This window comes from Mesorhizobium sp. M8A.F.Ca.ET.207.01.1.1 (assembly GCF_004794715.1).
Classification (GTDB): domain Bacteria; phylum Pseudomonadota; class Alphaproteobacteria; order Rhizobiales; family Rhizobiaceae; genus Mesorhizobium.
Genome location: NZ_SRUS01000006.1, coordinates 90,988 through 105,302 on the forward strand (window position 1 = coordinate 90,988; position 14,315 = coordinate 105,302).

12 protein-coding genes are annotated in these 14,315 nt (G+C 63.7%); 8 read left to right on the top strand and 4 right to left on the bottom strand.

Going from position 1 to position 14,315, the window contains the following annotated elements:
* Positions 1-66: 66 nt before the first annotated feature.
* Both ilvD and EN850_RS18800 read left to right on the top strand, forming a co-directional pair.
* Complete coding sequence (gene ilvD / locus EN850_RS18795) at positions 67-1,791, top strand: dihydroxy-acid dehydratase (protein ID WP_127872667.1); 1,725 nt, start codon at positions 67-69, stop codon at positions 1,789-1,791.
* Positions 1,778-2,626 (top strand): tetratricopeptide repeat protein, encoded by an 849-nt coding sequence (locus EN850_RS18800; protein ID WP_127279924.1) that lies wholly within the window; start codon positions 1,778-1,780, stop codon positions 2,624-2,626. Before ilvD ends, EN850_RS18800 begins: the two co-directional genes overlap by 14 nt.
* A gap of 164 nt (positions 2,627-2,790) precedes the next feature.
* On the opposite strand, the gene EN850_RS18805 is transcribed toward EN850_RS18800, so the two are convergent.
* From EN850_RS18805 to erpA, 4 genes are all read right to left on the bottom strand, one after another.
* Positions 2,791-3,090 carry a hypothetical protein gene (locus EN850_RS18805; RefSeq protein ID WP_136092007.1) on the bottom strand — a complete coding sequence of 100 codons (300 nt, stop codon included), beginning with the start codon at positions 3,088-3,090 and terminating at the stop codon, positions 2,791-2,793.
* A gap of 88 nt (positions 3,091-3,178) precedes the next feature.
* Positions 3,179-3,973, bottom strand: a complete 795-nt coding sequence (gene xth, locus EN850_RS18810) for an exodeoxyribonuclease III (protein ID WP_127872665.1) — start codon at positions 3,971-3,973, stop codon at positions 3,179-3,181.
* A 7-nt stretch (positions 3,974-3,980) separates the two neighbouring features.
* Positions 3,981-4,373, bottom strand: coding sequence for a VOC family protein (locus tag EN850_RS18815; RefSeq protein ID WP_127872664.1), 393 nt, complete (start codon positions 4,371-4,373; stop codon positions 3,981-3,983).
* A gap of 7 nt (positions 4,374-4,380) precedes the next feature.
* On the bottom strand, positions 4,381-4,728 hold the full coding sequence (gene erpA, locus EN850_RS18820) for an iron-sulfur cluster insertion protein ErpA (RefSeq protein ID WP_127279920.1): 348 nt from the start codon (positions 4,726-4,728) through the stop codon (positions 4,381-4,383).
* 76 nt (positions 4,729-4,804) lie between these two features.
* On the opposite strand from erpA, the gene EN850_RS18825 reads away from it, so the two are divergent.
* The 6 genes from EN850_RS18825 to scpB all read left to right on the top strand — a co-directional run bounded on the left by EN850_RS18825 (position 4,805) and on the right by scpB (position 14,252).
* Positions 4,805-6,019 carry a deoxyguanosinetriphosphate triphosphohydrolase gene (locus EN850_RS18825; RefSeq protein ID WP_135866826.1) on the top strand — a complete coding sequence of 405 codons (1,215 nt, stop codon included), beginning with the start codon at positions 4,805-4,807 and terminating at the stop codon, positions 6,017-6,019.
* Between the two features lie 61 nt (positions 6,020-6,080).
* Entirely contained in the window at positions 6,081-7,838 is a 1,758-nt protein-coding gene (gene argS / locus EN850_RS18830) for an arginine--tRNA ligase (protein ID WP_135866828.1), read from the top strand.
* 103 nt (positions 7,839-7,941) lie between these two features.
* Positions 7,942-11,439 (top strand): SPOR domain-containing protein, encoded by a 3,498-nt coding sequence (locus EN850_RS18835; protein ID WP_136092008.1) that lies wholly within the window; start codon positions 7,942-7,944, stop codon positions 11,437-11,439.
* 163 nt (positions 11,440-11,602) lie between these two features.
* Positions 11,603-12,622 carry a beta-N-acetylhexosaminidase gene (nagZ, locus tag EN850_RS18840; RefSeq protein ID WP_136092009.1) on the top strand — a complete coding sequence of 340 codons (1,020 nt, stop codon included), beginning with the start codon at positions 11,603-11,605 and terminating at the stop codon, positions 12,620-12,622.
* A gap of 62 nt (positions 12,623-12,684) precedes the next feature.
* Positions 12,685-13,488, top strand: coding sequence for a ScpA family protein (locus EN850_RS18845; RefSeq protein ID WP_127872728.1), 804 nt, complete (start codon positions 12,685-12,687; stop codon positions 13,486-13,488).
* Complete coding sequence (gene scpB, locus EN850_RS18850; protein ID WP_127280243.1) at positions 13,485-14,252, top strand: SMC-Scp complex subunit ScpB; 768 nt, start codon at positions 13,485-13,487, stop codon at positions 14,250-14,252. The genes EN850_RS18845 and scpB overlap by 4 nt, the downstream gene beginning before the upstream one ends.
* Positions 14,253-14,315 lie beyond the last annotated feature (63 nt).

Below are 14,315 nucleotides of genomic sequence, written 5' to 3' on the forward strand. Positions count from 1 at the left end.
GTCTCGGGACACGTGCCAAAAGGCTCGGCGATGGGGCAGGCCGCACCGCCCGCGGCAAGGAAGAGAATGGACGCCAAGGTCATTTCAAAGGCTAAGCTCCCTAGCCGCCATGTGACTGTCGGTCCGGCGCGTGCGCCGCACCGGTCCTATCTCTATGCCATGGGCCTGTCGGCGGCCGAAATCGCGCAGCCGCTGGTCGGCGTCGCCTCCTGCTGGAACGAGGCAGCACCCTGTAACATCTCGCTGATGCGCCAGGCGCAAGTGGTCAAGAAGGGCGTGGCAGCCGCCAACGGCACGCCCCGCGAATTCTGCACCATCACCGTCACCGACGGCATCGCCATGGGCCACCAGGGCATGAAGTCGTCGCTGGTGTCGCGCGAAGTCATCGCCGATTCGGTCGAACTCACCATGCGCGGCCATTGCTACGATGCGCTGGTCGGCCTAGCCGGCTGCGACAAGTCGCTGCCCGGCATGATGATGGCCATGGTGCGGCTCAACGTGCCGTCGATCTTCATCTATGGCGGCTCGATCCTGCCCGGCAGCTATCGCGGCCGCCAGATCACCGTGCAGGATGTGTTCGAGGCGGTCGGCCAGCACTCGGTCGGCACGATCGATGACGCCGAGCTGCTTGAAATCGAGCAGACCGCCTGTCCTTCGGCCGGTTCCTGCGGCGCCCAGTTCACCGCCAACACCATGGCCACCGTCGCCGAGGCAATCGGTCTTGCGCTGCCCTATTCCTGCGGCGCGCCGGCGCCCTACGAAATGCGCGACCGCTTCAATTTCGCCTCGGGCGAAAAGGTCATGGAACTGATTGCCAAAAACATCCGCCCGCGCGACATCGTCACCCTTAAGGCACTGGAAAACGCGGCGACCGTTGTTTCGGCCACCGGCGGCTCGACCAATGCCGCGCTGCATCTGCCGGCGATCGCGCATGAGGCGGGGATCAAGTTCGACCTGTTCGACGTGGCGAAAATCTTCGAGAAGACGCCTTACATCGCCGATCTCAAGCCGGGCGGCAAATATGTCGCCAAGGACATGTTCGAGGCCGGCGGCATTCCGCTGCTGATGAAGACGCTGCTCGACCACGGCTATCTGCATGGCGATTGCCTGACGGTCACTGGCCGTACTTTGGCCGAAAATATGGAGCACGTTGCCTGGAATGAACATCAGGATGTGGTCCGCCCGGCCAACAGACCAATTACCCAAACCGGCGGTGTCGTGGGTTTGAAGGGAAATCTTGCCCCTGAAGGCGCGATCGTGAAGGTCGCGGGCATGGCGGAGTTGAAATTCTCCGGCCCGGCGCGCTGTTTCGATTCGGAAGAGGAATGTTTTGAGGCGGTGACGAACCGCGCCTATCGCGAAGGCGAGGTTCTGGTCATCCGCTATGAAGGACCGCGCGGCGGTCCTGGCATGCGCGAGATGCTGTCGACGACGGCGGCACTCTACGGCCAGGGCATGGGCGGCAAGGTGGCGCTGATCACCGACGGCCGTTTCTCGGGCGCGACGCGCGGTTTCTGCATCGGCCATGTCGGCCCGGAAGCGGCGGTTGGCGGCCCGATCGGCCTCATCAGGGATGGCGACGTGATCTCGATCGACGCGGTGAACGGAACGATCGACGTAGCGCTGTCCGAGGCCGAACTGGCGGCACGAGCGAAGACATGGAAGGCGCGCACGACCGACTATCAGTCGGGCGCGATATGGAAATACGCACAGACGGTAGGGTCCGCCAGGGATGGCGCGGTCACCCATCCGGGCGGTGCGAAAGAAACACACTGCTATGCGGATATCTGAGTTGTTGAAGTCAACACCAGAGTTGTTGAGGTCATCTGTCCTTCCGGCACTGGTCGCGGTTGCGATCTTTGGCGCCGTGGGCCAGGCCATGGCCTTCGACGACAAGGTGTTCGACGACAAGACCGGCGTGAAGCCGCAGTCGAGCCCCTGGGCAGTGTTTCAGTTCGGGTTCTCCGCCTACAAGAGCGGCCACAAGGAGCAGGCCGCCGAGGCCTACAAATATGCCGCCGAAAACGGCCAGATCGGCGCCACCTGGAAGCTTGCCCGCATGTATGCCGAGGGCGACGGCGTGGCCCGCGACGACTATGAGGCTTTCAAGTTCTTCTCGGAGATCGTCGACCAGGACGTCGAGCCCGGCTCGCCGGAAGAAAGCTATGTCTCCGACGCGCTGGTGGCGCTCGGCGACTATCTGCGCACTGGCATTCCCGGCAGCCCGGTCACCGAGAACGAGGTGGCGGCGCAGGAATATTACATGCGCGCCGCCGCCAACTACCGCAATCCGAACGCTCAGTTCGAGATGGGCCAGATGTTCCTGAAGGGCGAGGGCGGTGTGAAGGCCAGCGTCAAGCAGGCCGGGCGCTGGTTCCAGCTCGCCGCCGAGAAGGGCCATGCCGGTGCGCAAGCGACGCTTGGCCACCTGTTGTTCCAGAGCGGCAAGATCGTGCGCGGCCTGGCGATGATGACCGCGGCCCTGGAGCGTGCGTCGCCGACCGATCAGCCCTGGATCCGCGGCATGCAGGAAGAGGCGTTCGCCGCGGCCGGCGAAGCCGACCGCCGCACCGCGATCTCGCTGGCGGACGACATCCTGACCAAGGGCAGCAACGCCGATCAGTAGGCTCTTTCCCCGTCACCATGCGGCGAGCCGAGGAGCGATCCGTGTAGCGGACGAAAAGCCAACTGCTTGGCTTCTCTAGCGAAGAACGTCGGCATGGTAATGACGGACAACGCCGGCCTATCGAGGCTCGTCTCGATCCGAGGACGAGGCAATCCAGGAGAAAATTAGTTTTCGGTTGGCTCCGTCGGGACCATGCTTGGCGCGGGTGTCGAGATCGGTGTGACGTGCAGGTGCGGCGCCATGGTGTTTGCCGGGCAGCTATCGCCAACCTTGGTCCAGGATGTGTTGTTGAGCACCATGTCGCAGCGAGCCAAATGACTCTGGTCGGCAACCGTCAGGCAGGCGACCTGTCCGACCGGATAGGATTTTCCATTGGCGAGACATTCCGGGGCGGCGAAGGCCGGCACGATCGCGGTCGTGGCGAATGCCAAGCCGATCGGATAATGAGCAAATCGAACGGTCATGGAAACCCGGCCACCATGATGATTTCCCATCATGCGCGCGATTGTGGCGACACGAGGTCCGGACTACTCGGCGGCAGAAGGGTCTGCGTCAGGCCGGCTGCAGCGCGAGGTCGATCGCCACCGGGACGTGATCGGATGGTTTTTCCCAGGCGCGCACATGTTTTTCGATCGACGCCGATGAGAACCGGTTCGCGGCTTCAGGCGACAGCAGCAGATGGTCGATGCGGATGCCATTGTTCTTCTGCCAGGCGCCGGCCTGATAGTCCCAGAAGGTGTAGGTGTCCGGGGCATCGGTGACCGCGCGCACCGCTTCGGTGAAACCGAGATTGAGCAGCCGGCGGAAGGCCTGCCTTGTCTGTGGCTGGAACAGCGCGTCGCCCAGCCAGTTCTCCGGGAACCGCGCGTCGATCGGCTCGGGAATGACGTTGTAGTCGCCGGCCAGCACCAGCGCCTCTTCCAGCCTCAGGCGCTCCTGCGCCCAGCGCTCCAGCCGCGCCATCCAGGAGAGCTTATAGGGAAACTTCTTCTCGTCATCGATCGGGTTGCCGTTCGGCAGATAGAGCGAGGCGACGCGAAGCGCGCCCTTGTCGGTCGAGAACACGCCTTCGATGAAGCGTGCCTGTTCGTCGGCATCGTCACCCGGCAGGCCTCTGGTGACTTCATCGAAGCGCAACTTCGACAGCAGCGCGACACCGTTGAAGCCCTTCTGGCCATGGGTTTCGACATTGTAGCCAAGCGCCTCGATTTCGGCGCGCGGGAACTGCTCGTCGACCGTCTTGATCTCCTGCAGGCAGACGATGTCGGGCGCGCTCTCGGTCAGCCAATGGGTCAGGTTGCCGATGCGGGCGCGCACGCCGTTGATGTTCCAGGTGACGATTTTCATGACGGTCTCATTGTTCCTGCGGCGGAAGGCGTTCGACTAAACCGATCGTATTGCCTGCCGGGTCCTTTAGAAAGGCCATCCATTCGCTTTCCCCCGCCGGACCAAACTGCCCTTCGGTGTCGCGATGGACCAGCGTCGGCGGCGCGGTGAAGGGGATGCCGGCTGCCTTTGCCTCGGCGTGGAAGGCTTCGAGGCCTGATATGTCGAGATAGATGGTGCCGGCCGGGATGCCGTCGGTGAACAACAGCCTGACATCGCCGGCCATGATGAAGGCAATGCCGGGCGGATCGAACCGCGCATGCACCCTCATGCCGAGAACATCGCGCCAAAAGGCCAATGTCGCGTCGAGGTCGCGACCGGCGGAGAGCGCAACCTGACGAACCGCGCCGGTTGCGGGCATCTCGGTACTAGATGGAGAAGCTGGTGCCGCAGCCGCAGGAGGCGACCGCATTCGGGTTGCGGATCTGGAACGACTGCCCCATCAAATCGTCGACGAAGTCGATCACCGAGCCACCCATATAGACCAGGGACAGATCATCGATCAACACCGTGGCGCCGTCCTTCTCGATGGCAACGTCGTCGTCATTGCGCGCACCGACCAGATCGAACTTGTAGGAAAAGCCCGAGCAGCCGCCGCCCTCGACGGAAACGCGCAGCGCCGTCTTGCCGGCCTCGCCAGAGACAATTTTGGCGATCCGCTTGGCGGCGGCCTCGGTCATCTCGACTTTCATCGCGGTCTTGGCATCCGCGCCCATAGGCGTCACCTTGCTTTCGGTTTCACATGATAGGTATGAAGCGCGACGGGGCAAGTCAACTGCGGCAGCATCAGCCATGACAAATGAGCTTGGCGACATCGGATTCGGCTATCGGCCGCGCGCGGCCTATGCCACGGATCCGGCGAGCTCGCGCGGCCGGCTGTTCGACGAGGTGGAAAGTCCGACCCGCACGCCTTTCCAGCGTGACCGCGACCGGATCATCCATTCGACGGCGTTTCGGCGGCTGAAGCACAAGACGCAGGTCTTCATCGCCCATGAAGGCGATCACTACCGCACAAGGCTCACCCATTCGATCGAAGTGGCACAGATCGCGCGTGCGCTGGCGCGGGCGTTGCGCGGCGACGAGGATCTCGCCGAAGCGGTGGCACTGGTGCATGATTTCGGCCACACGCCCTTTGGCCACACAGGTGAGGACGCGCTGAACGAGAAGATGGCGGCGTGGGGCGGCTTCGACCACAACGCACAATCCCTGCGCATCGTGACGAGGCTGGAGGCGCGCTACGCCGAGTTCGACGGGCTCAATCTGAGTTGGGAGACGCTTGAAGGCCTGGTCAAGCACAATGGTCCGCTCACCGACGGCAGCGGCAAGGGCCTGAAAGGGCCGGTCCCGCAGGCGATCCGCGACTACTCGCAATTGCAGGATCTCGAACTCGACCGGTTCGCCGGCATCGAAGCGCAGTGCGCGGCGATTGCCGACGATATCGCCTACAACACGCATGATATCGACGATGGGCTGCGGTCAGGGCTGCTGACGCTGGACATGCTGAAGGCCGTTTCGCTGCCTGGAACGATCCTGAAGAGCGTGCGCGAGCGCTATCCCAGGCTCGACGACGTGCGCACCGGCCACGAATTGATGCGGCGGCAGATCACGGCCATGGTCGAGGATGTGATCAAGTCAACGACCGCCAATTTGGAGCGGATCAGGCCGCTGAGCGTCGAGGCGGTGAGGGCGGCGGGCGAGACGATGGTGACATTTTCGGCCGAAATGGCGGAAGCCGAGAAGGAACTGAAGGCCTTCCTCTACAAGCACCTCTATCGGCACGAAGAGGTCATGCGGGTGCGTGCGGACGCCGAGCAGATCGTCAGGGACCTGTTCGACGTCTATTTCGCCGACCCGCGCGCCATGCCCGATGGCTGGCGCGAAGGGCTGGACCGCGCCGAGGATCGCATCAAGGCACGCAGCGTCGCCGATTTCCTGGCCGGCATGACCGACACCTACGCGCTCAAGGAACACAGGCGTTTGTTTGACCGCACCCCGGATTTGAGCTAGGGCGGGCTCGATTTGCCGGCCAAAGGGCCGGATTCGTCGTAAAGCCGCCAGAGCATACACCATGAACATCTTCGCCGATTTCACCGCGCGAGTCGTAAAGGCTGTCGAAGCGCTTGACCTGAAAGACAGCAATGGCGTTTCGCCTGATCTGTCGCGCATCGCCGTCGAGCCGCCCCGCGACGCCAGCCATGGCGATCTCGCGACCAATGCGGCAATGGTGCTGGCCAAGCCCACCGGCCAGAACCCGCGCGCACTGGCCGAGAAACTGGCGGAAGCGCTGCGGGCGGACAATGACGTCGCCGCTGCCGAGGTCGCCGGTCCAGGCTTCGTCAATCTGCGGCTCAAGGACGGTTTCTGGCAGGCGCATCTGTCGGCGCTCCTAGGCGAGGGGCGCAACTATGGCCGCTCGACGATCGGCGCCGGCCGCAAAACCAACGTCGAATATGTCTCGGCCAACCCGACCGGGCCGATGCATGTCGGCCATTGCCGGGGTGCCGTCGTCGGTGACGCACTCGCCAATCTGATGGCGTTCGCCGGTTACGACGTGACCAAGGAATATGTCATCAACGACGCCGGCTCCCAGATCGACGTGCTTGGGCGCTCGGCGATGCTGCGCTACCGCGAGGCGCTTGGAGAAGATATCGGCGAGATTCCGCCGGGGCTTTATCCCGGTGACTATCTTGTCTCCGTCGGCGAGGCCCTGGTCAGGGAGTTCGGCCGTTCCTTGCTGCAGATGCCGGACGACGAGGCGCTGGCCATCGTCAAGGACCGGACCATCGATGCGATGATGGCGATGATCCGCGAGGACCTTGCGCTGCTCAACGTGCACCACGACGTGTTCTTCTCCGAACGCACGCTGCATGCCGACAATGCCAGGAAGATCCGCTCGGCGATCAACGACCTGACGCTGAAGGGCCATATCTACAAGGGCAAGCTGCCGCCGCCCAAGGGCGAGAAGCCGGACGACTGGGAAGACCGCGAACAGACGCTGTTCCGCTCGACCGCCGTCGGCGACGACATGGACCGGGCGCTGGTCAAGTCCGACGGCTCGTTCACCTATTTCGCCGCCGATGTGGCGTATCTGAAGGACAAGGTCGATCGCGGCTTCGTCGACCTGATCTATGTTCTCGGCGCCGACCATGGCGGCTACGTCAAGCGCCTGGAAGCCTTGGCGCGGGCGATTGCCGGCGACGACGTCAAGCTCACCGTCCTCTTGTGCAATCTGGTCAAGCTGTTTCGCGATGGCGAGCCGGTGCGCATGTCGAAGCGGTCCGGCGATTTCGTGACGTTGCGCGAGGTGGTGGAAGAAGTCGGACGCGATCCGATCCGCTTCATGATGCTCTATCGCAAGAACGATGCGCCGCTCGATTTCGACTTCGCCAAGGTCACCGAGCAGTCGAAGGACAATCCGGTGTTCTACGTGCAGTACGCCTCGGCGCGCTGCCATTCGGTGTTCCGGCAGGCGAGCGAACAGTTGGGGGAGGCGAATTTCGATCGCAACAACCTGGCGGCCGCGGCAACGTCGCTGGCCGACGAAGGTGAAATCGGGCTGATCCGGAAGCTTGCCGAATATCCACGCCTGATCGAGTCCGCCGCTCTTGCGCTCGAGCCGCATCGGCTGGCATTTTATCTCTATGATCTGGCTTCCAGTTTCCACGGACACTGGAACCGGGGCACGGATAATCCGGACTTACGTTTTGTTAAGGTTAACGACCGACAATTGACGCATGCCAGACTAGGGCTGGTGCAGGCTGTTTCGGATGTTCTGACGTCCGGCCTGACGTTGATCGGAGCGGCTGCGCCCACCGAAATGCGTTAGGTTTGACTAAAAAACCTGTCACCTTTTGCCCACATTGCGCTGGTAAGGGCCAACCCTGCGCGACGTCCAAGGCGTCCGAATGAGTGCGAGTTCGGGAACAATAATGGCAGACAGAACCCAACTGAGAGCAGCCGACAACAACGACATCGCCGACGATGATCCGTTCGCGGAACTGACCAGGATCATGGGATTCGACCCGCGCCAGCCGGTCAAGCCGCAGGCGCCGGCCGAGCCGAAAACCGCTGTGGCCGATCCGTCCGCGGGAGAGGGCGATTTCGACATCGACCTCGAAAAGGAGCTGATGGGCGAGTTCGACGCTGCCGACAGCGTTGCCGCTCCAGTTGTCGCAGTTCATGAGCCGGCAGTCGAGCCGGTGGCCGTCGATGTTGCGGACGACGATCTCGCATTGTCACTCGACGACGATTTCCACCTGGACATGTCGGATGCCGATGACCAGGCGGTCGCCGCCAGCCATGCGACCGCTGGCGCCGCGCAAGCCGTGCCGTCCGTTGAACCTGCCTTCGACGCCGATTTCGACAATGCCGTCGCCAGTTCGCTCGAAGACATCTCGCCCTTCGACGATGATCTGCCGATGGAGGATGAGCTTGCCGCCTCCCTCGACCAGGATTTCCATATCGAGGACGAGGCTGCCGAGGCCCGGTATGCCGTTGAATCGCCGGTGGCCGAAGTGCCGGTGGCCGTCGAGCCGCCCTCCAATCATGAATTCGACGATGCGGTCGCGATCTCGCTCGAAGACGAGCTGATGCTCGACGACCATCCGGCGGATCAGCGCCAAGCGGCTGCTGTCGACTATCCAGAACCTGTACTGGCCGCCGCGGATGAAACCCAGGTGATCTCCGACGAGGATTTCGCGGGTCACTTCGACGATGCCATGCCCGATGTCGATGTGGATTTTGACGTTCAGGCGGACGAGCCGGAGGCTTTTGATGACAAGCCGGCGCACGAACTGCGCGCCGATGCCGTCGAGACGCAGGATGAAGTTCCAGGCGCTGAAGCTGTTTCGGATGACGCCTTCGACCTGAATCTGGACGAGGCGTTTGCCGAGCCTGCCGAAGAGCCCGTCGCCGAAATCGCCGCGGCTTCCTCGCAATCGGCAGCTCCCGCGGCAGCCATTGTGCCGCCGGTGCAAGCGCCCATCGCGGACGAACGAAGCCTCGAAGACGAGTTGAACGCGCTTCTCGGTGCCATGACCGCGCGCACGCTGCCGTCGGCCAAGGAACCGGCCATGGTTCAGCCCGCCGTGACCCAGCCAGCCGCGACCCAGCCAACCGCAGCGCCCGTTCAGCGGCCTCTCGCCGCGACTACAAAGATCGCGGAGGAACCCGTCGATCTTGTTGGTGACCTCGACTGGGATCTCGATGAAACAGCGTCCGAGGATGCGCATCAATCCGGCTCCGCCCAGGCCGCCGACGCCAACCTCGACGACCTGTTGCTCGATGAACTTCAGGACCAGGATTTCGGCCCGGATGCCGCTGAACAGGGTGATGTCGATCTCGACAATGATGCCTTCGACGCCGCCCTGGCCAAAAGCATCGGTTCGCGTGACGAAACGGCGTCCCGGCCGGATCAGGCCGATTCACTCGATTGGCTGGCGGAACGTTCCGGAGCGTCGGAGTCGGCCCGTTCCTGGAGCCGCGTGACACCAGTTCCCCAACAGCCGGCGTTTGCCGCGCAGCCTGCTCCCTCCATGGCGGCCAGGATGGCGGCCCCGGAAGTGGCCACCGTGCCGTCCTACCGTTCGGCCGAGCCGGTTGCGGCTGCTCCCTATATGGCTCCGGTATCGGCGCCGCAGGCCGGGCAGTCCTCGCACTATGAAGAGATGCCCGATGTCGAGACGGTCGATGTGCCGGAGCGCGTCGTTGCGCTGGCTGACGATCTCGACATTCCGGAGTTGCATTTCGAGGAAGATGAGCCGGCAGCGGCCGGTTATGATGATCTCGACGCCGAATTCGCCAGCCTTCTGACCGAGATGAATTCGGTCGAGGTCGCGCCTGCTACTGCCGGCAACGCCGCCTATGCCGACGAATCCTACAATACCGGGTTCAATAAGGGATATGGCGCGGCCAATCCGGGATATGGCGCTGCCAATCCGGGATATGGCGAGGCCAATCCGGGATATGACGGGGTCAATCCGGGATATGACGGGGTCAATCCGGGATATGACGGGGTCAATCCGGGATATGAAGAGCCGAGGCAAGCCTATCAGCCGGAAGCGCGGACCTATGCGGCACGGCCGGCGGAAATGCCCGCCCGCGCGTCGGCCTCAGGCTATGCCGATGCTGCCGAAGGCTTCGATCTCGACAATCTGCCCGGCAGCCAGCCGGTCTCTCAGGCGGACGATTTTGCCGTCGATGAACTCGACTACGATCCCGAGCTGGACGAAGCGATGTCGGTTCCGGGCCTCGGCGAGCGGGAAGCCGCCAGGCCGTCGGGCCGGCGCGGCCTGTTCATTGCCGCGATTGTCGGTGCCGTTGCGGTCGCGGGCGGCCTTGGCGCCTTCGCGCTGTCTTTGGGCGGCAAGGGCGGCAGCGAAGCTCCGGTGATCGTCAAGGCGGACAATTCGCCGATCAAGGTCAAGCCGGAAAATCCGGGCGGCACCGTGGTGCCGAACCAGGACAACAAGGTCTATGACGCGGTGGTCAAGGGCGCGAAGCCCGCCGAGCCGGTCCAGCAGAAGCTTGTCACCAACACTGAGGAACCAGTGGACGTGCAGGCGAAAGACCCGGCCCGCGCCGTCGATCTTTCTCCCGATCAGAACGCCGCCGCCGGCACGGATGGCGGTGGCGAGGTTTCGACCGCTGGCGCGGCCCCGGCCAACAATGCGGCGCCCGCGCCGAAGTCGGAGGATCGCATCGCGCAGGTCCTGCAGGACGCCGACAAGGGCACCAACAACGACGTCGTTGCCGTTGCGCCGCGCAAGGTCAGGACCATGGTGGTCAAGTCCGACGGCTCACTGGTGGCGCGCGAGGATCCGGCACCGGCGGCACCGCAGGTGGCCGCGGCCGAGCCGACGGATCCGGCGCCACAGCATGTGGCGCCTGCCGGAGCCGACCAGACTGGCGCCGACCAGACTGGCGCCGACCAGACTGGCGCCAACGAGACTGGCACCGACCAGACTGGCACCGTGGCGCCCGCCGCCGCGCAGGCTGACGATGAGCCGGCTCTGAAGCCTGCCGCCAAGCCTGCCAAGGCTGAAGCCAAGGCGCAGTCGGCCAACACGCCAGCCAAGGTTGCGATCGCGCCGCAACGTCCGTCCGACCAGCCGGTCGACGTGGTCGGCGAGGTCAAGCCCGATCAGGTCGCTTCCATCGACCCGGCCTCGACCGCGACTGGCAGCGGTGCGTGGTCGATACAAATCGCTTCGCAGCCGACGGTGGACAGCGCCCAGTCGACCTACCAGGATCTGCAGCGCCGTTATGGTAGCGTGCTTTCCGGCCGCACGGCCAACATCGTCAAGGCCGAGATTGCCGGCAAGGGAACGTTCTACCGCGTCCGCGTTCCGGCTCAGTCGCGCAACGATGCCATCAATCTGTGCACCAGCTACAAGGCCGCGGGCGGCAACTGCTTCGTATCGCGCTAGACGTCGATCCAATCCTTCAAAGCCGGCGCGGCCCTGGGCCGCGCCGGCTTTTTATATGGCGATATTCATATGTCTGACTTTTTCATGTGGAACATGTCCTGCAGCCCGCCGCATGCGGTCAGGGATGATTCCCTTTGACCGCGCGAAGCCCTAGACTCCTGAAATGACCGAATCAAAATCCATGATCCTCGGCTGTGCCGGGAAATCGCTCACCCGCGAAGAAATCAATTTCTATCGCAATGAATGCCCGTGGGCCTTCATCCTGTTTGCCCGCAACATTGGCGAGGCCGAGCAGATCCGCGACCTGGTCGCCGAAATGCGTGACTGTATCGGGCGCCCGGACGCGCTGGTGTTCATCGACCAGGAAGGTGGCAGGGTACAGCGCCTGCGGCCGCCACTGGCGCCGAATTATCCGGCCGGCGGCGCGCTTGGGGCGCTGTGGCGCGACGATCACGACGCCGGCGAACGCGCCGCCTGGCTGATGGCGCGGCTGCATGCCTTCGACCTGCTGCGCTACGGCATATCAGCGGATTGCCTGCCGGTGCTCGACGTGCCGATCGAAGGGGCCAGCGATGTCATCGGCGCGCGCGCCTATGGCAAGGATCCGCGTCCGGTCATCGAACTTGGCCGCGCCGCGGCCGAGGGCCTGATGTCGGGCGGTGTGCTGCCCGTGATGAAGCATATTCCGGGGCACGGCCGGGCCTTTGCCGATACGCATTTCGAACTGCCTGTCGTCGACGCCTCGCTCAGCGATCTGCAGCGGCACGATTTTGCTCCGTTCCGTGAGCTCAACCATCTGCCGATGGCGATGACCGCGCATGTCGTCTACAGCGCGATCGATCCCAAGAACCCGGCGACGACTTCCGGCAAGGTCATCGACGAGATCATTCGACGCGAGATCGGCTTCGATGGACTGCTGATGAGCGACGACACCTCGATGAAGGCACTTTCTGGGGATTTCCCGACAAAGGCGGCCTCGATCCTTGCGGCGGGCTGCGATCTGGTCCTTCACTGCAACGGTGTTTTTGAGGAGATGGCGGGTATCGCATCGCGCACCACGGGGCTTGAAGGCAAGTCGCTGGAGCGTGCCAAGCGGGCGATGACCTATATAAGCAAACGCGACGCGGCCGAAGAAACCGAAATCCGTGCCGAATTCGCCACCTATTTCGACGCGGTGGCCTAGCAAAAAGGAAGTGACAGGTAGTGGCGGAAGCATTGGAAAGCAAGGCCGCGAAGGCTGCACCGATGGACCGCCTGTGGGCCGAAAACGATGAGTCACGGCTGACGGGCGACCCGTCGCTGGTCGTCGACGTGGCCGGCTTCGAAGGCCCGCTCGATCTTCTCTTGCACCTTGCCCGCACCCAGAAGGTCGATCTGGCGCGCATTTCCATCCTGGCGCTGGTCGAGCAATATTTGACCTTTGTCGAGACGGCGCGGGCGCTGCGGCTCGAACTTGCCGCCGACTATCTGGTGATGGCGGCGTGGCTGGCCTTCCTCAAATCGAAGCTCCTGATCCCCAAGCAGCCGGGCGAAGAGGGCGAAAGCGGCGAGGAACTGGCGGCGGTGCTGCAATTCCGGCTGAAGCGGCTCGAAGCCATGCGCGATGCGTCGGCGCGTCTGGTCAACCGCAACCGGCTCGGCCGCGACGTGTTCGCACGCGGCATGCCGGAAATGGTCATCATCGAGAAGCGCAACACCTATTCGGCGTCGCTTTACGATCTCCTGACCGCGTATGCGCAGCAGCGGCAGAAGCAGGCGATCACCAACGTGACGATCGCCAGGCGCGGCGTCTGGTCACTCAAGGACGCTCGCGACATCCTTACCCGGCTGATCGGCTCGCTGCGCGACTGGACGACGCTCGACAGCTTCCTCATCCAATATCTGACCAGCCCGCAAGAGCGGCGCACCGCGATCGCCAGTTCGTTCGCGGCCACACTGGAACTGGTGCGCGAGCGCAAGATGGATATGCGGCAGGACGAGGTGTTCGCACCGATCTATCTGCGCGACCACCGCGCACAGACAATCAAGGCAGTCGAGGTGGCATCATGAGCGAACGCGCCAACGCTTCGGTTATCCCATTCAAGATGGATGATGAGTCGGAAGACGGCGAGATCGACCAGGCCTCGGCCGGGAATCCGGTACAGAACCCGGCCGAGCGGCTGTATCTGGCGGAAGCCGTGCGCATGGCCGAGGCGATCGTGTTCGCCAGCGCCGAACCCGTCAGCGAAAAGCAGCTTGCCGCACGCCTTCCCGATGGCATCAATCTTACCCTCGCCATGACAGAGCTGCAGCAGATCTACGCCCGGCGCGGCGTCAATCTGGTCCGGGTCGGCGACGCCTGGGCGTTCCGCACCGCTGGCGACCTCGCCTTTCTGATGAGCCGCGATACGGTGCAGCAGCGCAAGCTGTCGCGGGCGGCGCTCGAGGTGCTGGCGATCATTGCCTATCACCAGCCGGTGACGCGCGCCGAGATCGAGGACATCAGAGGCGTCGAGACCTCGAAGGGGACGCTGGATACGCTGCTCGAGACGGAATGGGTGCGCATGCGCGGCCGGCGCAAAACGCCCGGCCGTCCCGTCACCTATGGCACCACCGAAACCTTCCTCGATCATTTCGCGCTCGAAGAGATCCGCGATCTTCCGGGTATGGAGGAACTGAAGGGCGCCGGCCTGCTGTCAGGCCGCATGCCGTCGAACTTCTCCATCCCGCAGCCGCCGGCCGATCCCGACGCGCTGACCGAGGACGAGGATCCGCTGACCGACATCGATCTCGAGGAGCTCGGTCTGCTGACGCCGCGCGTCACGGAAGATTGACCACGAGCGCCTATCAAAAGCCGTCTTGCACCTTTACATGTGCCGTTTGGTAGCGGGCCGCAT